Origin of the sequence: Caproicibacter sp. BJN0012, assembly GCF_035986805.1 — a bacterium.
GTDB lineage: Bacteria > Bacillota > Clostridia > Oscillospirales > Acutalibacteraceae > Caproicibacter.
The window spans coordinates 2,587,129-2,605,678 of record NZ_CP142518.1 but is presented as its reverse complement, the minus strand read 5'-3'; the positions used below and the strand labels follow the sequence as shown (position 1 = coordinate 2,605,678).

General features: G+C 49.8%; 23 protein-coding genes and 2 pseudogenes. 18 read left to right on the top strand and 7 right to left on the bottom strand.

Annotated features, from left to right (window positions below):
- Positions 1-50 precede the first annotated feature (50 nt).
- The 4 genes and pseudogenes from VA597_RS12670 to VA597_RS12655 all read left to right on the top strand — a co-directional run.
- Entirely contained in the window at positions 51-383 is a 333-nt protein-coding gene (locus VA597_RS12670; protein WP_326974708.1) for a DUF3852 domain-containing protein, read from the top strand.
- 40 nt (positions 384-423) lie between these two features.
- Positions 424-1,326 (top strand): conjugal transfer protein TrbL family protein, encoded by a 903-nt coding sequence (locus VA597_RS12665; RefSeq protein ID WP_326974707.1) that lies wholly within the window; start codon positions 424-426, stop codon positions 1,324-1,326.
- A gap of 11 nt (positions 1,327-1,337) precedes the next feature.
- Positions 1,338-1,706 (top strand): DUF7768 domain-containing protein, encoded by a 369-nt coding sequence (locus VA597_RS12660; protein WP_326974706.1) that lies wholly within the window; start codon positions 1,338-1,340, stop codon positions 1,704-1,706.
- 3 nt (positions 1,707-1,709) lie between these two features.
- Positions 1,710-2,868 (top strand): annotated as a pseudogene (locus VA597_RS12655) (DNA cytosine methyltransferase); the annotation flags it as partial.
- 263 nt (positions 2,869-3,131) lie between these two features.
- On the opposite strand, the gene VA597_RS12650 reads toward VA597_RS12655, so the two are convergent.
- The 6 genes from VA597_RS12650 to VA597_RS12625 form a co-directional block, all read right to left on the bottom strand.
- Positions 3,132-3,620: an HD domain-containing protein gene (locus VA597_RS12650; RefSeq protein ID WP_128742641.1), complete on the bottom strand. Its 489-nt coding sequence runs from the start codon at positions 3,618-3,620 to the stop codon at positions 3,132-3,134.
- An 82-nt stretch (positions 3,621-3,702) separates the two neighbouring features.
- A complete protein-coding gene (locus VA597_RS12645; protein WP_128742640.1) occupies positions 3,703-3,891 on the bottom strand; it encodes a ferredoxin in 189 nt (62 codons plus the stop codon).
- A 21-nt stretch (positions 3,892-3,912) separates the two neighbouring features.
- The gene (hcp, locus tag VA597_RS12640; RefSeq protein ID WP_040660373.1) at positions 3,913-5,544 is read right to left on the bottom strand and encodes a hydroxylamine reductase; all 1,632 of its coding nucleotides are present in this window, start codon (positions 5,542-5,544) and stop codon (positions 3,913-3,915) included.
- 21 nt (positions 5,545-5,565) lie between these two features.
- Entirely contained in the window at positions 5,566-5,730 is a 165-nt protein-coding gene (rd, locus tag VA597_RS12635; protein ID WP_040660375.1) for a rubredoxin, read from the bottom strand.
- 21 nt (positions 5,731-5,751) lie between these two features.
- Entirely contained in the window at positions 5,752-6,066 is a 315-nt protein-coding gene (locus VA597_RS12630) for a cupin domain-containing protein (RefSeq protein WP_040660376.1), read from the bottom strand.
- 15 nt (positions 6,067-6,081) lie between these two features.
- Entirely contained in the window at positions 6,082-6,786 is a 705-nt protein-coding gene (locus VA597_RS12625) for a 4Fe-4S binding protein (RefSeq protein WP_040660378.1), read from the bottom strand.
- Between the two features lie 115 nt (positions 6,787-6,901).
- On the opposite strand from VA597_RS12625, the gene VA597_RS12620 reads away from it, so the two are divergent.
- Positions 6,902-7,561: a Crp/Fnr family transcriptional regulator gene (locus VA597_RS12620; protein WP_040660380.1), complete on the top strand. Its 660-nt coding sequence runs from the start codon at positions 6,902-6,904 to the stop codon at positions 7,559-7,561.
- Here VA597_RS12620 and VA597_RS12615 read toward each other — a convergent pair.
- Positions 7,556-8,191, bottom strand: coding sequence for a Crp/Fnr family transcriptional regulator (locus VA597_RS12615; protein WP_128742636.1), 636 nt, complete (start codon positions 8,189-8,191; stop codon positions 7,556-7,558). The two genes, VA597_RS12620 and VA597_RS12615, sit on opposite strands and share 6 nt — an antisense overlap.
- Positions 8,192-8,297: 106 nt before the next feature.
- Here VA597_RS12615 and VA597_RS12610 point away from each other — a divergent pair, with 106 nt between their 5' ends.
- From VA597_RS12610 to VA597_RS12550, 13 genes and pseudogenes are all read left to right on the top strand, one after another.
- The gene (locus VA597_RS12610; protein ID WP_128742635.1) at positions 8,298-8,780 is read left to right on the top strand and encodes a permease; all 483 of its coding nucleotides are present in this window, start codon (positions 8,298-8,300) and stop codon (positions 8,778-8,780) included.
- The gene (locus tag VA597_RS12605; protein WP_128742634.1) at positions 8,777-9,499 is read left to right on the top strand and encodes a permease; all 723 of its coding nucleotides are present in this window, start codon (positions 8,777-8,779) and stop codon (positions 9,497-9,499) included. The genes VA597_RS12610 and VA597_RS12605 overlap by 4 nt, the downstream gene beginning before the upstream one ends.
- A 130-nt stretch (positions 9,500-9,629) precedes the next feature.
- On the top strand, positions 9,630-10,877 hold the full coding sequence (locus tag VA597_RS12600) for a tyrosine-type recombinase/integrase (RefSeq protein WP_326974705.1): 1,248 nt from the start codon (positions 9,630-9,632) through the stop codon (positions 10,875-10,877).
- Positions 10,874-11,851: a tyrosine-type recombinase/integrase gene (locus tag VA597_RS12595; RefSeq protein ID WP_326974704.1), complete on the top strand. Its 978-nt coding sequence runs from the start codon at positions 10,874-10,876 to the stop codon at positions 11,849-11,851. The genes VA597_RS12600 and VA597_RS12595 overlap by 4 nt, the downstream gene beginning before the upstream one ends.
- Complete coding sequence (locus tag VA597_RS12590; RefSeq protein WP_128742631.1) at positions 11,845-12,882, top strand: tyrosine-type recombinase/integrase; 1,038 nt, start codon at positions 11,845-11,847, stop codon at positions 12,880-12,882. Before VA597_RS12595 ends, VA597_RS12590 begins: the two co-directional genes overlap by 7 nt.
- A gap of 178 nt (positions 12,883-13,060) precedes the next feature.
- A pseudogene (locus VA597_RS12585) lies at positions 13,061-13,378 on the top strand (DNA cytosine methyltransferase); the annotation flags it as partial.
- Positions 13,379-13,478: 100 nt separating this feature from the next.
- Positions 13,479-13,790, top strand: coding sequence for a 4-oxalocrotonate tautomerase (locus tag VA597_RS12580; protein WP_326974703.1), 312 nt, complete (start codon positions 13,479-13,481; stop codon positions 13,788-13,790).
- A 60-nt stretch (positions 13,791-13,850) separates the two neighbouring features.
- On the top strand, positions 13,851-14,114 hold the full coding sequence (locus VA597_RS12575; RefSeq protein WP_326975687.1) for a hypothetical protein: 264 nt from the start codon (positions 13,851-13,853) through the stop codon (positions 14,112-14,114).
- Positions 14,111-14,698: a hypothetical protein gene (locus tag VA597_RS12570; RefSeq protein WP_326974702.1), complete on the top strand. Its 588-nt coding sequence runs from the start codon at positions 14,111-14,113 to the stop codon at positions 14,696-14,698. The genes VA597_RS12575 and VA597_RS12570 overlap by 4 nt, the downstream gene beginning before the upstream one ends.
- Positions 14,699-14,783: 85 nt before the next feature.
- The gene (locus VA597_RS12565; protein WP_326975686.1) at positions 14,784-16,547 is read left to right on the top strand and encodes a VirB4 family type IV secretion system protein; all 1,764 of its coding nucleotides are present in this window, start codon (positions 14,784-14,786) and stop codon (positions 16,545-16,547) included.
- The gene (locus tag VA597_RS12560; RefSeq protein ID WP_326974701.1) at positions 16,547-17,746 is read left to right on the top strand and encodes a hypothetical protein; all 1,200 of its coding nucleotides are present in this window, start codon (positions 16,547-16,549) and stop codon (positions 17,744-17,746) included. The genes VA597_RS12565 and VA597_RS12560 overlap by 1 nt, the downstream gene beginning before the upstream one ends.
- Complete coding sequence (locus VA597_RS12555) at positions 17,743-18,120, top strand: DUF3846 domain-containing protein (RefSeq protein WP_326974700.1); 378 nt, start codon at positions 17,743-17,745, stop codon at positions 18,118-18,120. The genes VA597_RS12560 and VA597_RS12555 overlap by 4 nt, the downstream gene beginning before the upstream one ends.
- A gap of 15 nt (positions 18,121-18,135) precedes the next feature.
- Positions 18,136-18,432, top strand: a complete 297-nt coding sequence (locus VA597_RS12550; protein WP_326974699.1) for a DUF6103 family protein — start codon at positions 18,136-18,138, stop codon at positions 18,430-18,432.
- The last annotated feature ends 118 nt before the right edge of the window (positions 18,433-18,550 follow it).

Sequence of the window (18,550 nt, the reverse complement as noted above, 5' to 3'; positions counted from 1 at the left end):
GAGAAGTTCACTCTCAGCGGCCAATTTTTTTGGAAAGGACTGATAACATCATGAAAAGCAAAAAGCTCATCGCTGCGCTCTGCCTTGTTTTTCTGGTCTGCATCTGCATGGCCATGCCCGCCCTCGCTGCCGGTGATGTCGCCGGAGCCATCGAAGGGACTTGGGATGACGCCTCGGGTCAGATCAAGCAGGTAGTCAACAACGTGGTTTTTCCCGCCATTGACCTCATCCTCGCCGTGTTTTTCTTTGCAAAGCTGGGTATGGCATACTTCGACTATAGGAAACACGGTCAGTTTGAGTGGAGCGGTCCTGCAATATTATTTGCATGTCTTGTTTTTACGCTTACGGCTCCGATGTATGTGTGGACGATTCTTGGAATGTAACCATATATGACTACGGTCGGAAAGGCAGGTGATTATGTAATTGTTTATATGGGATTTTCTGCTCGGCGACGTCATGGATCAGATCATCGACTGGGTTTACAGCCAGACCGTCGGCTTCCTCGGTGATTTCTTTGCTCAAATGGGCAATATGGGCGTGGAGTTGTTCGAAATGTCATGGGTGCAGAGTATCGTTCTGTTTTTCTCCTATTTGGCATGGACGCTCTATGTTGTAGGGCTTGTGGTTTCCGCCTTTGAGACAGGCATCGACTATCAGAACGGACGCGGCAGCGTGAAAGATGCACTGCTGAATGCGCTCAAGGGCTTTCTTGCCGTCAATTTGTTTACCATCGTGCCAGTGGAGCTGTTCAAGCTGTCGGTAAACCTACAGGCCAGCCTAACCTCCGGAATCACCGGCTACGGCCGCGGCATTGACACACTGGCAACAGATATCATCGACCATCTCAACACGGCGGGTTCGTTGGACGCAGCTGCGAGTGCGGGTGTCTTTGGAGGCCTTGGCGCCATCACAAGTCCCATTATGATTCTGTTTATTATTATAATGATGGGCTACGCCATCATTAAGGTGTTCTTTGCAAATCTCAAGCGTGGCGGCATTCTGCTCATTCAGATTTCCGTGGGCTCGTTGTATATGTTCAGCGTGCCCCGTGGGTACATGGACGGCTTTATTCAGTGGTGCAAGCAAATCATCGGCTTGTGTCTCACAACATTTTTGCAGGCCACTATTCTTGCCGCAGGACTCATGGTCATACCCGACCACTGCCTGTTGGGGCTCGGCCTTATGCTGGCGGCCGGAGAAGTACCCCGCATCTGCGGTGCATTCGGCTTGGACACCAGCACACGCGCCAATATCATGAGCGCCGTCTATACGGCGCAGGCGGCAGTCAACACGACGAGGACCATCATTCAGGCCACGCCGAAATAAATGGAGGAAACATGAAGCTCATTTATGTAGCGTCCCCCTATGCCGGGGACATTGAACGAAATACGGAGTTCGCAGAGAAAGCGTGCTGGTTCGTGATGAACGAAGGGCACGCTTTTTTTGCACCTCATTTGCTATATCCGCAGGTGCTGAACGAACATGACTCCGACGACAGACGGCTCGGTCTCGACATGGGTAAGGAAGCGCTGTCTCACTGTGACGAGCTGTGGGTTTTCGGCGATACGGTATCCCGCGGTATGCAGAGTGAGATTGACACCGCCCGTAAACTCGGCATACCCATAAAATACGTGGCGGCACAGAAAATGGCAGAAAGAGAAAGGCCGTTTGCGGAAAGGCATCCCTTCTGCTCCATGCGGATGTAAGTTATGCTGACGATGGGAAGCCTTTTCGATGGGATCGGAGGCTTCCCACTGGCGGCAGTCCGCAATGGCGTCGTGCCTGTATGGGCCAGCGAGATCGAAGTCTTCCCCATCGAGGTAACGAAGCTGCGGTTCCAGAACATGGTTCACGTCGGGGATATTACGAAGCTGAGTGGCGCCGAGCTTCCGCCCGTGGATATCGTCTGCGGCGGCAGCCCGTGTCAGGATCTCTCCGTGGCCGGAGCGAGAGCCGGGTTAGCCGGCGCCCGTTCCGGCCTTTTTATGGAACAAATCCGTGTCGTAAAGGAGATGAGAGATGCAGATAGATTGCAAGGCCGAACAGCTCACCTTGTTCGGCCCAGATTTATGGTGTGGGAAAACGTCCCCGGAGCCTTCTCCTCGGCAGATGGTGAGGATTTCCAAGCGGTCCTCGAAGAAACCATCCGAATTGCGGACGACAGACTTTCAATTCCTCGACCTGCGTCCGGACGGTGGGAATCTGCTGGGGCCGTGCTGGGAAACCAATGCTCCCTTGCTTGGCGAGTACTGGACGCTCAATACTGGGGCGTCGCCCAAAGACGCCGTAGAATCTTCCTTGTCGCAGATTTTGCAGGCGACAGTGCCCCAGCGATATTATTTGAGCAGGACAGCTTGTATGGGAATTCTCCGCAGGGCTGAGGAACGCGGCAAGGATCTGCCGCCGCAGCTTGAAGCGGCGCTGGAACGGCAGGCGGGTATAGCCAAAAACGCCACGTCCTCATTGCCAAGTCGAATTGACTCCCATAATGTAGCCGGATTCTGCGCCGGGGCCGGGCCGTCTGCCGGGACCATCGGGTATCAGGAGGAACGCGCGCCCACGCTGAAAGCCTCGGCCAGCGGAAACATGATGCCGTCCATTCTGTGCCTGAACGACCAGGGCGGGAAGCGCATGGATCTGTCTCTCGACCACACCGGCACGCTCCGTGCCGATGAGAAAGGGCATCAGCCGCTGGTATACGAAAACCATGGGATCGATGCCAGATACTCCGGCCCGCACAAAGTCGCGCCCGCCATGTCGGCCCGGTATGGGACCGGCGGCAACAACGTCCCTCTGGTTTCACGCGAACCGGATACTATCTGCATCACCGGCAATGCCATTGACCGGCAACCGCAAAACGGCGGCAACGGTCTTGGCTGGCAGGCGGATATTTCCTATACCCTGACAGCTACCGACCGATTATCCAGACATCCAGATAACCGGTCTAATCCCGAAGATTGAGTTATCCCGATGCTGTCAGGTAAGGGTAGGGCTATTTGTTGAGAATCAAGTATTTTCTCTTCCGTTGTCATCATAAAACCTCCAGATAATAGATTAAAAGCGGACTGACAGTTCAATTCTGCCAGGACCGCTTTTTTCGTATTCATACTAATTGTTGATTTAATTTTCCTTTAGGCATATATTGCGTTTAGAATGGCTTTCCCACTCAATGTTTTAAACATTTTACTCCCGATACTGTGAACGGAGTCATTCGACATATTATCTTCATAAGCATTAACAAGAAAGTCCGCCTCAACCAGTATTTGATAATCGATTCCCTGAATGTCGGTATAGGTATGATGATGCGCGATAAGCCAGTATACGCGGTCAATAACACCTGATTCGATGCCTACCCCCTCCAGAAGCTTTTTTGCTTCAGGCGGACCTTCAATCTGCTGATAGTTCCCAGCGGAGCTGTTGTACTTTTTCTCACTGTTTTTAATCCCAATGTCATGAGTAAGCGCCGCGATTTCAATAATCTCCTGCGTGCTTTCGTCTAATCCTTCCATCTCTCCGATTGCCTTGGCAAAACCGAATACCTTCAGAAAATGGTTGATTCGCCGAACATCCCCGGCGTAATACGCGATCATAGCATTTATTACTTGCCCAATATGGTTCATTTTACACCCCTTGCCCTCTGAGAGTTCCAGTTAAAGTGCCCTTCTGAACGGCCAAAACCTTTCAGAAGGGCGCTGATTCTGGCTATTCTACCATGATAACAGAGACGGGACAGTTATCACGCGCTTCTGCTGCCGAGTCTTCCGCAGATTCAGGAATAGGGTCCGCGCAAACCTCCGCGTGCCCGTCATCAGCCATCCGAAATACCTCCGGACAGGTTGATGCACATAGCCCGCAGGAAATACAGCCTTCTCTGTCGATCGTCGCTTTCATATGCTGATATTCCTTTCTCTATCAGGCGTTCATGAACAGTTTGATGTCATCATCAACTGTTCCGACACCCGCGATACCAAATTTTTCAACCAATACCTTGGCCACATTGGGAGACAGGAAACCCGGCAGCGTGGGGCCGAGGTGGATGTTCTTCACGCCCAGGTACAGCAGAGCCAAGAGAACGATAACGGCCTTTTGTTCGTACCAGGCGATATTGAAGGCAATCGGCAGTTTATTGATGTCATCGAGTCCAAACACCTCTTTTAACTTCAGCGCAATCACCGCCAGAGAATAAGAATCGTTGCACTGTCCGGCGTCGAGAACTCTCGGAATACCGCCGATATCGCCCAGCTTCAGCTTATTATAACGGTATTTCGCGCAGCCCGCCGTAAGAATCACCGTGTCCTTCGGGAGCTTCTCGGCAAACTCGGTGTAGTATTCTCTGGACTTCATGCGTCCGTCACAACCTGCCATGACAAAGAACTTTTTGATCGCGCCGGATTTGACGGCATCGACGACCTTGTCGGCCAGAGCCATTACTTGATTGTGTGCAAAGCCGCCGACGATGCTTCCAGTTTCGATCTCATCTGGCGCGGGAAGGGTCTTGGCAAGCGCGATGATTTCTGAAAAATCCTTTTTCCCGTTCTCGTCGGCTTCGATGTGCTTGCAGCCGGGATAGCCCGTGGAACCCGTGGTATAGATTCTGCCCCGGACCTCTTCGCTTCTTGGCGGGACGATGCAGTTAGTGGTAAAGAGAATGGGGCCACGGAAGGATACAAATTCATCGAGCTGCTTCCACCAGGCGTTGCCGTAGTTGCCCGCGAAATTATCGTATTTTTTGAAAGCCGGGTAATAATGGGCGGGCAGCATCTCGCTGTGGGTATATACATCCACGCCGGTGCCTTTGGTTTGCTCCAAAAGCTGTTCCAGATCGGTCAGGTCGTGGCCGGAAATCAGGATCGCGGGATTTTTTCTGACGCCGATATTGACCTCGGTGATTTCAGGATTGCCGAACCGTGATGTGTTGGCCTCATCCAGTAGCGCCATAACTTTGACGCCGTATTCTCCGGTCTTCAGCGTCAGTGCCACCAGATCATCGGCGGAGAGGGAATCGTCCAGCGTTGCCGCCAGCGCCTCATAGATGAAGGCGTTGATTGCCGAATCTTCTTTTCCGATGTTTTTCGCGTGCTCGGCGTAGGCCGCCATGCCCTTAAGACCGTATGTGATCATCTCGCGGAGAGACCGCACGTCCTCGTTTGCGGTTGACAGCACACCGACGGTAGTGGCTTTTTCCAGCATAGACGCTCTGGAGCTCACCATGAAGGTCGCCGCATCGTGTAAACCCGCAGAAGCATTAGAATTTCTGAGTTCGTCTCTTACGGCGATCATTTTCATGATCTGCTTTTCAATAGAGCCGTCGTCAAAATTCGCGTTGGTGATGGTCATAAACAGGCTGCTGAGCACCTCATAATTTGTTTCGCCAAGGGTTTTGACGTCCAGCTTTCTTTTGACTACAATTTCTGAAATGCCCTTGAGGGTGTAAATCAGAAGATCCTGAAGCTTTGCTACTTCTTCGGTTTTTCCGCAGACGCCGCGCACCGCGCAGCCCTTTCCTCCGGCGGTTTCCTGACATTGATAACAAAACATACTCATTTTTGTTTCCTCCTTTAAAATTTAGTCTTCAACAGGTTCAAATTCGTCCTTGCCGACAAAACAGATCGGGCACTGCCAATCATCGGGCAAATCTTCAAATACCGTGCCGGGCCCGATGCCGCTGTCGGGATCGCCAAGCGCTGGATCATAGATATACCCGCAGGGAATACACCTGTACTTTTTCATCCGGTTTCCTCCTTCGCTTTCTCAGCTTTTCGGAGCGGGCGCCTTTACGACAATCAGCTCCAGCGTTTCGTCATGCACATTTTTGACATTCATTTTAGTTTGAAACGGGATTTTCAGCAGAGTTCCGGCCTCATACTCATGGATTTCCTGATCATCAAGTCCGATGGAGAGCCTTCCGCGAATGACGGTCATATACACGTTTGAATTGGATAAGTGCTCCGGCAGTCCCTCGCCCTGGTTGAACACCATGTGGAGGTAATGCAGGTTTTCGTCAAATATGACTTTTTCTATCGCTTTTTCATTGGTTTTGGACAGCTTATACTCTTTTTCTATCATTATGATACCCTCCTGTCAATCAAGAATTTTTCCGTCGGTTGAAATCGTCACTACCTGCCAGGGAATCATTTTGCCGCTGTTTTGAAGCGCCCGTTTTACCGCGTTTTCGATCCCGCCGCAGCAGGGAACTTCCATTCTGACTACCGTGACGCTTTTAATGTTGTTACTCCTAATGATCTCCGTGAGTTTGTCGCTGTAATCCCCTTCGTCAAGCTTGGGACAGCCGATCAGGGTCACTTTGTTCCTGACAAACCTGTTGTGAAAATCGCCGTAAGCATAGGCCGTACAGTCGGCGGCCACCAGCAGATTGGCGTCCGCGAAATACGGAGCGTTGACCGGCGCAAGTTTGATTTGGACTGGCCACTGTGACAACTGGCTTTTATTTTCGCTGATATTGGGCTGGACGGCCTCACACTCATTTTCCCGATGGATTGCTTTAGACTGCGTCCCCGGGCAGCCGCAAGCCAGCGTTTCTCCCTGTTTGCTCAGCTTGCTTTTCTTCACGGCGGCTTCGTCGTATTCCTTCGCTTCGCGTTCCTCAAAGCTGATCGCGTCCGTCGGGCAGGCCGGCAGGCAGTCGCCGAGACCGTCGCAATAATCGTCGCGGAGGAGCTTGGCCTTTCCGTTTACCATGCCGATTGCCCCTTCGTGGCAGGCTTTTGCGCACAGACCGCAGCCATTACATTTTTCTTCATCAATTCTAATAATCTTTCGAATCATGTTCCGTTCACCTCTTTTTCCGAGTGCGTTATTTCAGGTTATTATTGACTTTCTGCCTTAAGTTTACTATTCTTAAGTCAATAAGTCCGTTGGATTTCCAACGAAAGAGGATATTATGAAAAATTATTTGGATGTGCTGAAAACAGTACGATTATTCAAGGGCATTGAAGAATCAGATTTACTGCCACTTTTGTCATGCCTGACTGCAAAATCGGTTCATTACGAAAAAGGGCAAACCGTGTTTTTCAGCGGCGAAAGCATCGAAAAATTCGGCATCGTTCTATCGGGACAGGTTCAGGTTGTGCAGGATGACTATTACGGAAATAGAAGCATCCTTGGAAAAATTGACATTGGGAATCTGTTCGGGGAATCCTTTGCCTGCGCGGAAATAAAAACGCTTCCGGTCAGTGTGATCACGATGAGCGAAAGTGAGCTTCTCTTTATCGACTGTCACAGGCTTGCAGTCCCGTGCGCGAAGGCGTGCGGTTTTCACAGCAAGCTTATTCAGAACATGTTAAACATCGTATCAATGAAAAATATATCACTGACGCAGAAAATTGAATTCACCTCGAAACGAACCACCCGTGAAAAACTCCTGGCCTACCTTTCGGCTGAGGCCAAGAAATCGGGAAGCAGTCACTTTTGCATTCCATTCAACCGACAGGAACTCGCGGACTACCTTTCCGTCGAGCGTAGCGCCATGTCGGCTGAGCTTTCCAAGCTCAGGGACGATGGCGTTCTAAGGTTTTACAAAAATCAGTTTGAGCTGTTATAGCTGAATCGTGCGGTTATCAATTTCAATGATTCCCTCGTCCTTCATTTTTTTCAGTTCCCTGAACAGCGACGGTCGTTGAACGCCCAAGTAGTCTGCCAGTTCTTTTTTGCTGAACGGAAGGACGATTTTCGAAGAGCCTTGAATAATAGATTGTTGCTTGAGATAGTCCATTAAGTTCTCACGCAGCGTTTTTTGGGTCAGCATTTTAATCTTCCGATTCATACCTTGGGAATTCAGAGACAAGGATTTTATAAACCGCATGACAAAGTGATAGTCATGCAGGAATTCCATAACCGCTTCTCTCGTTATATGAAGCACGTCCCCATCTGTTACGCCATAAATATTTAACGGATAGTTGGTATTTTCTCCAAACAGCAAATTAGCTCCGATAATACTGTTTTTTTGAAATTCGAACATTGTAATCGCGGAACCATTTTCTGATAAGGAATACGCAACCAGCTTTCCCGATAAAACAACGTCGAGCACAGAACAGGCTTCATGCTGATGGTGTACCGTCGCGCCCTTTGAGTAATGCCTGACAAAAATTTGGTTTTTCGCAATACATCTATCCAAAACGGCGGTATCCATTTCCGAAAGCAAGGGTATGCGCCGTATTTTCTCAATTATCATATAGACCGCTCCTTTTTGAATATTATAACAAAAAGAAACATGGGTGTCTATTTCAATTGAATAATACCCTTTATAATCTGATCAAACAGATTATAGGAGGTATCACATGGATGTATTGACTTTGGCAATGTGGATCGGAACCGCCATATTCCTAATATTTTCTTTTGCCAAGGATAAGGGAAAAACAAAGCAGGCCCTCAAAATGGCGTTTGGCATGGGCAAAGGAATGCTGGGCAGTATTTTGTCCATTATTTTTTTGATTGGTTTAATCCTGACTGTATTCCCGCCTGAGAACATTGCCGAATTTGTCGGCAAGCAGTCGGTACTTTTGGCCACTGTTATTGCTGCCGCGTTCGGAGCAATTACCCTGATTCCGGCATTTATTGCTTTTCCGCTTGTCGGTACGCTTGTGCACGCGGGCGTGGGGATAGTTCCATCCGTCGCTTTTCTGACAACGCTTACGATGGTTGGTATCGTCACATTTCCGCTTGAAAAGCGTGAGTTTGGCTTAAAATTTACCGCCGTGCGAAACGGGCTGAGTTTTCTATTTGCGATTATTATTGCACTTGTTATGGGGGTGATTGTATGAAGGTTCTGCGTAAAGCAAAAGAAAACCTGTTTATCCTGTTCATTGCGGCAGCTTACATTGCTATGTTTATTATAAACCAGAACATGGGCATTGCCTCTGTCAAGAACAGCTTCTATTACATAAAAGAAATGATTATGATCATGCCGGTCATATTTGTTCTGACAGCTCTCCTGGATTTATGGGTTCCCAAGGAAAAAATCATGAAGTATCTTGGAAAAGAAGCAAAAACAAAAGGCGTTGTTCTTTCTCTTGCGCTTGGAAGTATATCGGCGGGCCCAATCTACGCGGCGTTTCCACTATGCGTGATGCTGCATAAGAAAGGCGCTTCAGTCAGAAATCTGGTTATCATTTTAAGCGCTTGGGCAGTGATAAAAGTCCCGATGCTATTAAATGAGTTGAAATTCCTGGGATTTAAGTTTATGGCGGTTCGCTGGGTTTTGACTGTCATCGCCATCGTTGTTTTTTCTTGGATCACAGCGAAAATTGTAAAGGATGATGACCTGCCTCAGCTCAGGGCAAATCAGAGCGGCCCTTCTATCAACAGATCCGCCTGCATGGGGTGTTCTTTGTGTACAAAAAACTACCCGGAGTTATTTGAAATTCAGAACAAAAAAGCTTCTCTCAAAGAAATTAGCGAAGAGATCGATCAGGAGAAGCTTATGAAGGCAGTAAACTCTTGCCCGGTCAAAGCAATTTCTATTTCTGCAGATGAAAATTAGCGACAACTGAATAAGGAGTTTAAACCTTCTTTTTACTCGTATGGTTTCAATAACTAAATATATCGAAAGCACCTCTATAATGAAGTTGACGGTCATAGGCCGATCCACAATATTATGGAGGTACTTTGTTATGCAAAAAGAAATTGAACTAAAATGTCTTTGCGACGGACTGCTCAATGCGTTACGCAAGATGGGGCTGGGAAAATACAGTCTTCGTAACTATTACTATGAGGGCATGTGGCCTCTCATCAAGGCGTACCGAAAAGCCGGGAAAGAGTTATATGATCCTGTGTTTACAAATGAGGTAGTTCTTGGTATCCAGAAGCAATTTCAAGAAGGTCTTATTGGGAATCACATAAATATGCGCGTTCGTAAGATGGCGGCGATGATGGAAGAATATTCTTTAAGGCGTTGCATCGTGTGGCATAGAATCAAGCCTTGTCCAACTTATCAGTTATCTGCCTATTATGAAAACATTACGCTGGAATTTAAATTTTGGGAAGAAAGAAGAAAGATGCGTACCCCTAAAGGAATCCAAAGTTTTGTCGGGATAACGCGCAAATTTTTCAGATATCTCGAAACGAACGGGCATTCTTCATTAAAAACGATAACGCTCAAATCGATCAGTGATTTTCTACTGTTTGTTGCGCCGCAACATAAAGGCAGCATGGAGCGTGTGCTAAGTGCGCTAAAGAATCTGTGTGAATATCTGCTGGGCTGTATGGACTGCATTGATTTTAGACCTTCATTAACGGCGCGGCCGTCGCAGAGGAAAAAGCTGATGCCGGTATTTTCAACGCAAGAGGTTGTGGCGATTACAGATTCCGCAATGAAGTATTCCAGCTTGTCCAAGCGAGACACTGCTGTTTTTGCTATAGCGCAAAGTGTTGGCCTGCGTGCGGTCGATATAGTAAACTTAAAATTAGTGAACATTAATTGGAACAGCCATGAAATCAGATTTTGTCAGCATAAAACCGGAGTGGAATTGGCACTGCCTTTGGAACCCGCAGTCGGAAACGCCATAGCAGACTATATTCTTAATGAACGCCCAAAAACACAATCGGAATTTTTGTTCGTTAGAGCGCGATTTCCTTATGGTGCAATGACCCCCAATGCGGTTGGTGATCGACTGAGATTGCATATGCGCAAGGCTGAGATGAACTACGATCCGGGATGTCATAAGGGCTTTCATAGCTTTAGAAGATATGTGGCCACGCAAATGATTGATGGCGGAGTACCGATTGATACCGTAAAAGAAATATTAGGTCATACTCAAATTGACTCAATGAAACCATATGTACGCATCAGTAAAAAGCGGCTACTTGTCTGCGCATTAGACCTTGACGGAATTGAAGTTACGCAGGAGGCACTTCTATGAGATATGACTTTACCGGAGCGTTCGCTCTGTATATATGTGGTTTAATCGCACAAAAGCGTGCCTTCGGTTTCGATTATCTGGAAAGCGAACGTATTTTGTATATGTTTGAACGGTTTTGCCAAGAACAATTCCCTAACGAGACACAAATAACGCAGCAGTTGGTTCTAAAATGGGCCGAATGCCGGGACTGTGAACGGAATCTGTTTCGACTCAACCGAGTCTCCGTTATTCGTGAGCTTGCCAGATATATGAACGGTATAGGCATTGCGGCCTATGTCCTTCCAATGGAGCTGATGCGCAAAACCGAACGTCACATCCCGCATATCTACACCAAAGAGGAACTATCTACCATTTTTAGTGTGATTGACCAATGTCAACCATCAACCCGAACGCAAGTAAAGCACTTAGTTGTTTCCGTGATGTTCAGAATGATTTACTGCTGCGGATTAAGGCCAATTGAAGCTCGTCGCCTACGTCCGGAAGATGTTGATCTTAATACTGGCTGTGTAAAAATACTGGAATCCAAAGGTCATAAAGACCGCATCGTCATGCTTTCGGGCTCAATACTGGAATTATGCCGCCGGTATTCTAAAAAAGTTGGGTTGATCTATCCGGAAAGAAGATTTTTCTTTCCCAGTCCAAGCAGTCGCGGAGAGGGGATGTATTCCCAAGAGTGGATCATTCCCACCTTCAGGAAATTTTTGATTGAGGCCGGACTATATCACCATTGCGCAGGGAACGAACCCAGACTTTATGATCTCCGCCATACATTTGCCACACATCGTTTGTATCAATGGATGAAGGAAGGACAGGATGTCAATGCCTGTCTTGCTTATCTCAGCGAGTATATGGGACACAAAAATCTGTCTGACACCGCCTATTACATTCATCTTGTGCCTGAATTTTTTCCACAAATGTCAGATCTTCACCTTGAAGATTACGTAGATATGATTCCGGAGGTAGAACAATGCTGATGAAAGACGAACGCTTTTTCAAAACAATTAAAAATTTTCTTGAGATATATTTACTCAAGCAAAAAAACTACAGCAAAAATACGCAGAAATCCTATCGGGAATCATTGAGTCTCCTGCTTCAATATTTTAAGGAAGAACTTGGCCTTGGGTATGCTCGGATAGGTTTCGATGATCTGACTTATACAAATGTCTGCGGCTTTTTGGATTGGCTCACAGTTTCGCGGGGATGCTCACCTCAAACTGTAAATCTGCGCTTGATGGCGATCCGCTCTTTTGCAAAATATTCAAGCATTGTCGATCCGGCAAAGATCTATTTCCAGGTCGAGTTAGCAAACGTACCCGTTAAAAAAGCCCACGGTAAGGTAGTGGAATTCATGAGCTTGCCAGCTCTCGAAGCATTATTTCTGCAACCTAATACTAAGAAGACAACAGGTTTTCGGGATTTTTGTTTTATGATTTTAATGTATGACGTTGCCGCACGGTGTCAGGAACTGTTGGATTTGCGGATTGGCGATTTGGAATTGCAGCAGAATACTCCGTCTGTTTATCTTACAGGCAAAGGGGCTAAAATGCGAAAACTACCCATTTCGTCCAAAGTTGCTGGGCATCTGAAGAATTACCTCAATACAGCTCATCCTGCAATATCAAGGAAAGATGAGGATTTTCTGTTCTATACAATCTCTCATGGCCACAGAAACAAAATGTCCTCGGATGCTGTCTCGCTGTTCATGCGCAAATACGGAGAAACAGGCAAAAAGTTATGTTCAGAATTTCCGGATAGAGTTCACCCACACCAGTTGCGCCATTCCAGAGCGATGCACTTGTATCGGGGAGGTATGCCTCTGGTTTTACTGTCCGAGTTTCTCGGACATGCCGATGTAAACACTACTCGGATCTATGCCTGGGCCGATACTGAAATGAAAAGGCAAGCCATACAAAAAATTACAGATAAATGTGAAGCCAATGCTACAATCGAGCTGATTTGGGAAAATGACGAGCAGATGATCAAGCGTTTGTATGGTCTTGCATAGTCTGTTAAAACAATATGATTCAGTCCAAAAGTGGCCGAGTCGGCATTAGCCTACCCGACCACTTTTAATATTATTATCTGGAGGTTTTATGATGACAACGGAAAAACACATACTTGATTCTCAACAAGTAGCTCCGCCCTTACCTGACAACATCGGGATAAGTCAACCCTCGGGATTAGATCATCACGCAGTCTTCAATCGGCAGCGCGTAGATCAGTTCGTGGAGCAGGATGTTGCCAGTACGGAAAGCGCGCGCCAGCACAAGGACGCCACCGATCTCATCTGCCAGCCGGATACCGAACAGCGGCAGCTCATCCGTCGCCTGACACCTCTGGAGTGTGAACGACTCCAGGGCTTCCCAGACGGCTGGACAGATATTCCCGGCGCGTCGGACAGCGCCCGTTACAAGGCGCTGGGTAACAGCGTGGCAATCCCATGCGTGACCTTCGTCCTGCGCGGCATCGCCGCCGTACTGAGAGAGACGGTCAGTGGGTAATACGCTTCACTTAGCCCGTATTCTTCGTTGGTTCTGGTCATAGCTATTGCGCCGCGCTCCCGCTATACTTGGCTTGCAAATCAGGAAAGGAGTTGTCACCGTGGAAACGACAAAAAACCTCTGTGCTCAGATCCCCGAGTCCCTACACGCCAGAGTGCGGACAGAACAGGAGCAGTCGGGCCAGACGCTCAGCCAATACGTCATCGCGCTCATCACCGAATACTACAATCTGAAAGAAGGACGAAAAATGGAAGGCACCAGAACCATGGCGTTTCAGATCCCGGAGGAACTGTTCCAGCGGATCAAGCGTTACCTCGACAGCGAGTCGGAGCGTACCGACAAAAAGGTAAGCCAGCGGGAATTCGTGCTGGGACTGATCCAAAAAGCGCTGGACGACGCGAACATCGCATAATCAAAAATGACCGCGCGGGGCTGCCGGGAGGCGGCCCCAAAACTTTTGGAGGCGAAATATTTGTATCTATACCCTGACAACCTGAAGGCCAAGGCAACGCTGTTTCTGTGGGAACTGCGGGATGTGGGCATCATCGGCGTGGGGCTTCTGCTTTCTGTCTTTGCGCTGGCCCAGCTCCGCTTTTTCCTTCCCGTTGTGGCATCGGCGGTATACGCCTTTCTCACCATCCGCTTTGACGGGACCAGCATCCGCGATTTTATCGTGAACGCCTTCGGCTTCTTTTTTGGGAAGCAGCAGATCTACTACTGGAGGATAAAAACATGAGCAGAAAAAAGAAGAACGCCGAGCGTGAGCGGCAGTCCACACGCCAGCTCATCGGCATCGACGGGATCTCCGAATACAGCCTTCTGACCAGCCATGGAGAGCTGGTCTTTTTTTCGATCAAGCCGACCAACATCAGCGTTCTGTCCGACGCCAGTGTGGCGGCGCGGATCTACGCCCTGATGACCGTCCTCAAAGGCCAGACGGAGGTGGAGATGCTCTGCATCAACAGCCGGGAAAACTTTGAGGAAAACAAGAGCTTCCTGAAAGCGCGGACGAATGCGGAGAACCTGCCCCCTGTGCGGAAACTGCTGGAGCTGGACGCAGTCAGTCTCGACCGCCTGCAGGTGCAGATGGCAACCGCCCGTGAGTTTCTTATCATCGTGCGCCTGAAAAGAGAAAAAGAAACGGATGTGCGCTCTCACCTGATGACGATAGAAAAATCTCTCAAAGATCAGGGATTCACCGTACGTCTGTGCGAGAGCGAGGGCATCAAACGGCTCCTCGGCGTTTACTACGAGCAGAATGTCACGACAGAAAAATACGAGGACAACGATGGAGATCGCTGGATCATCCTCGGCGAATAGGGATCAGGAGGTAACCCAATTGGATAAACACAGTAAAAAAAGCGCGGCCCCAGCGCAGGAAGCGCAGATCAAGGAGTTCCTCGACATGATCTCGCCTGGGATCATCAAATTCAATGTGGATCACTTTCTCTGCGGCAACACTTATCGGTGTGTATGGGCGCTGCGGGAATACCCCACCGCTACGGACGAGCAGGCAATCCTGCGGCATCTGGGCGAAAAGGACGGGGTGACGCTCCGCATCTACACTCGGCAGGTCACGCCGAGCGAGGAAAAGACGATCATCCACAACGCGGCAAACAAAAACCGCATGGCAGGCTCCAATACCAACGACCTCCAGCAGACGGTCACCGCGGAAAGTAATCTGCAGGACGTGACCGCGCTGGTATCTGCCATGCACCGCAACCGCGAGCCGCTCCTCCACTGCGCGGTGTATATCGAACTCATTGCCCACGAATATGATGAACTGAAGCTGCTCCAGACCGACGTGCTGACGGAACTGGTACGGAGCAAGCTCAATGTGGACAGGCTCCTGCTCCGTCAGCAGCAGGGCTTCCTCTGCGTCGGCCCCAGTGGATGGAACGTGTTCGGAGCTCAGTTTGAGCGCGTTCTGCCCGCCAGCTCGGTCGCCAACCTCTATCCTTTCAACTACTCCGGCAAGACCGACGCCCATGGCTTCTACATCGGGCGCGATAAGTTCGGCAGTAATATCCTCGTCGACCTTGACAAGCGCGACGACGATAAGACCAATCCCTGCTGCCTCATTCTCGGCAACAGTGGCCAGGGCAAGAGCTATCTTCTCAAACTGCTCCTGTGCAATATTCTGGAGAGCGGAAAGAACGTCCTGTGCCTGGACCCCGAGCATGAATACGTTGACCTCGCCGAGAACCTCGGCGGGTGCTTTGTCGATCTCATGAGCGGACAGTACATGATCAATCCCCTGGAGCCAAAGGCATGGGACGACGGCTGCGGCGCGGACGATAAGGACGCGCCGCAGACCTTTCGGCAGACCACCAAGCTCTCGCAGCACATTTCCTTCCTCAAAGATTTTTTCAGGTGCTACAAAGATTTTGATGATAAGCATATTGATGTGATCGAACTGATGTTGGGAAAACTGTATGAAAAATGGGGCATCAGCGATCGAGCCGACTTCTCAAAGCTGACGCCGGAGGACTATCCCATCCTCTCCGATCTCTATAAGCTGATCGAGGCGGAATACAAAGCCTACCACGCGCAGAAGTTTCAGCTCTACACAGCGGAATTGCTTCAGGACATCCTGCTGGGGCTCCACTCCATGTGTCAGGGCGCGGAGAGCCAGTTTTTCAACGGTCATACCAATGTGACATCCAGCCGTTTCGTGGTGTTCGGCGTAAAGGGACTTCTGCAGGCCAGTAAAAACGTGAAGAACGCCCTGCTGTTCAACGTGCTGTCCTTCATGTCGGATAAGCTGCTGACCGAGGGCAACACCGCTGCCAGCATCGACGAACTGTACCTGTTCCTGACGAACCTGACCGCAATCGAGTACATCCGTAATTTCATGAAGCGTGTTCGCAAAAAAGAATCCAGCGTCATCCTCGCCAGCCAGAACCTCGAGGACTTCGCCATCCCCGGCATAGCCGAGCTGACAAAGCCGCTGTTCAGCATCCCAACCCACGCCTTCCTGTTCAACGCCGGCAACATCGACAAGAAGTTTTATATGGATACGCTCCAGCTCGAAGAATCCGAGTACAATCTCATCCGCTTCCCCCAGCGGGGCGTCTGCCTCTACAAATGCGGCAACGAGCGGTACAACCTTTTGGTTCATGCCCCGGCGTATAAGGAAAAACTGTTCGGCAAGGCAGGTGGTCGCTGATGGCGCTCTCTCCGGCAGCGGCGGCGAAGATCGCCGCCAGCGTCCTCACCAGCGAAAAGCTCCGCAAAACCGTGGGCTGGATCATAGCCGCCATCCTCTCGCCGCTCATTCTCTTGCTGGTCGTTGTGTGCAGCTTTATGTCGGGCGGCGCGGATCACAACGCGGCGGCACTCGACCTCTGCTACTACGGCGGCATGATCGCAGGCTCCGTTCCGGAAGCATACCGGCAGCACATCACGGATATGCAAAACAGCCTTGCCATCATGGACAGCAATGTGGCGTCTGTCAACGCCATGGCGGAAGGCGGAAGCGGCCTTGACTCCAATCGGGTCAAGGCCGTTTTCTATTCTCTGTATTTCGGCGAGGAAAACCCAGGCGCCGTTGGCATTGAGCAGTTCGTGGACTGCTTCGTGAGCTATGAGGAACGCACCCGCACCTGGACCGATGACAATGGCACGGAACATTCGGAAACCTATACCGTCGCCGTGCCGGTTTCGTTGGAAACGGCATACGCCAACATCCATTCCAAGATGGGCGTAGAGATTACCGACGCGGTGCGGAAGAACGCGGATGAGGTATACTCCCGGACGCACAGCGGCGGAGATACATTCTCCGGTGGGTATACCCGAGGCGACGGCGTGAGCATCGAACTGGACGTCTCCGCCTTCGCCGATCCCACTACGAAGAACAATCTCGACCTCGTGACCTATGCGGAGAACGCATGGAGAAATGGCTGGGGTTATGTGTGGGGCACCTATGGCTCCGTCCTTACGGATTCGCTCTTCGCGTCCAAACTGGCACAGTATCCTGACGGCGTGGGCAACTATGAGGATTTCATCCGGCAGAACTGGCTGGGATGCAGAACAACCGACTGCGTGGGACTCATCAAGGGCTATGGATGGCTGGACACGTCCACCATGAGCATCGGCTATGGCATCAACGGCATGCCCGACGTGGGCGCGGACGGGATGTACAACAACGCCACAGTCAAGGGAAATATGTCCACCATGCCGGATATCCCTGGGCTTGCGGTCTGGCACGAAGGCCACATTGGTGTATACATTGGAAACGGAGAAGTCATTGAAGCAATGGGCACTAAATACGGCGTGGTCAAGACGCAGCTCTCTGAGAGGAGTTGGACGGCATGGCTGCAGATCCCATACATCAACTACATTTCAGAAGCGGAGGCAACACCATGAAAGAATCAGAAAACAAAACCTTGCACGTCCTGCGCGTCGAGCCAGGAAAGGCTCCCGAGGAAAAAGATATCGGTTCGGATCTCAACAGCCTGCAGGCAGAGGTGGACGGCCTCATAGAATGCGTTTATATGGATGACGGCGCCATCATCGTAGTAAACGAAGAAGGAAAGCTGAACGGCATGGAAATGAACAGGCGGCTCGGAGAGGATATCCTCTGCGGGCCGTTTTTCATTGTCCGGGATAATGGTGAAGGTGACTTCGCATCCCTAACCAATTTACAGATCGAATATTACAAAAACCGCTTTGCACAGCCCGAGCAGTTTGCAGAACACGAACCCGATGCAGAACCATTTATGCGATTCATTACATTTTAATTGGAGGGAACGAGTATGAGCAAAACCAATATTACAATTCCTTTTGATGAGGAAAAACTGTCGGCACTGGATTTCTCTCTGCAAAAGGAAAACACCACCGCACAGCAGTGCATGGAAAAAGATCTTGCCGAACTGTATGAAAAATCAGTACCGGAACCTCTTCGTGAATATCTCGACAGCAAGAGCGCTCCCGCTGCCAAGTCCAAACGTCAGGTAAAAGCACCCGCTCCGAAAATGCCTGCGGCGAAACCAGTTCACTCGCCTGTTCCGCCCAGCGGAGAAGATACGACGAAAATGGAACCGATCAAGTGACCGCACGTTGCCGTCTGTGTCGCCCTGTGTGCGGCTTTTGGACGGGGCGGAGAGAAAGGATACCACTGGCAGGGCTTGACCACCCTGTTGGGGCTGTGTTGGGGAGATTCGGGAGCGG

Bases quoted from the DNA above. Each gene is read 5' to 3' on its own strand.
- VA597_RS12625 (WP_040660378.1), bottom strand. From the start codon at position 6,786: ATGATTCGAAAGATTATTAGAATTGATGAAGAAAAATGTAATGGCTGC.
- rd (WP_040660375.1), bottom strand. From the start codon at position 5,730: ATGAAAAAGTACAGGTGTATTCCCTGCGGGTATATCTATGATCCAGCG.
- VA597_RS12615 (WP_128742636.1), bottom strand. From the start codon at position 8,191: ATGATAATTGAGAAAATACGGCGCATACCCTTGCTTTCGGAAATGGAT.
- VA597_RS12660 (WP_326974706.1), top strand. From the start codon at position 1,338: ATGAAGCTCATTTATGTAGCGTCCCCCTATGCCGGGGACATTGAACGA.
- VA597_RS12555 (WP_326974700.1), top strand. From the start codon at position 17,743: ATGAAAGAATCAGAAAACAAAACCTTGCACGTCCTGCGCGTCGAGCCA.
- VA597_RS12600 (WP_326974705.1), top strand. From the start codon at position 9,630: ATGCAAAAAGAAATTGAACTAAAATGTCTTTGCGACGGACTGCTCAAT.
- VA597_RS12605 (WP_128742634.1), top strand. From the start codon at position 8,777: ATGAAGGTTCTGCGTAAAGCAAAAGAAAACCTGTTTATCCTGTTCATT.
- hcp (WP_040660373.1), bottom strand. From the start codon at position 5,544: ATGAGTATGTTTTGTTATCAATGTCAGGAAACCGCCGGAGGAAAGGGC.
- VA597_RS12565 (WP_326975686.1), top strand. From the start codon at position 14,784: ATGATCTCGCCTGGGATCATCAAATTCAATGTGGATCACTTTCTCTGC.
- VA597_RS12620 (WP_040660380.1), top strand. From the start codon at position 6,902: ATGAAAAATTATTTGGATGTGCTGAAAACAGTACGATTATTCAAGGGC.
- VA597_RS12550 (WP_326974699.1), top strand. From the start codon at position 18,136: ATGAGCAAAACCAATATTACAATTCCTTTTGATGAGGAAAAACTGTCG.
- VA597_RS12570 (WP_326974702.1), top strand. From the start codon at position 14,111: ATGAGCAGAAAAAAGAAGAACGCCGAGCGTGAGCGGCAGTCCACACGC.
- VA597_RS12670 (WP_326974708.1), top strand. From the start codon at position 51: ATGAAAAGCAAAAAGCTCATCGCTGCGCTCTGCCTTGTTTTTCTGGTC.
- VA597_RS12650 (WP_128742641.1), bottom strand. From the start codon at position 3,620: ATGAACCATATTGGGCAAGTAATAAATGCTATGATCGCGTATTACGCC.
- VA597_RS12595 (WP_326974704.1), top strand. From the start codon at position 10,874: ATGAGATATGACTTTACCGGAGCGTTCGCTCTGTATATATGTGGTTTA.
- VA597_RS12610 (WP_128742635.1), top strand. From the start codon at position 8,298: ATGGATGTATTGACTTTGGCAATGTGGATCGGAACCGCCATATTCCTA.
- VA597_RS12560 (WP_326974701.1), top strand. From the start codon at position 16,547: ATGGCGCTCTCTCCGGCAGCGGCGGCGAAGATCGCCGCCAGCGTCCTC.
- VA597_RS12590 (WP_128742631.1), top strand. From the start codon at position 11,845: ATGCTGATGAAAGACGAACGCTTTTTCAAAACAATTAAAAATTTTCTT.
- VA597_RS12645 (WP_128742640.1), bottom strand. From the start codon at position 3,891: ATGAAAGCGACGATCGACAGAGAAGGCTGTATTTCCTGCGGGCTATGT.
- VA597_RS12630 (WP_040660376.1), bottom strand. From the start codon at position 6,066: ATGATAGAAAAAGAGTATAAGCTGTCCAAAACCAATGAAAAAGCGATA.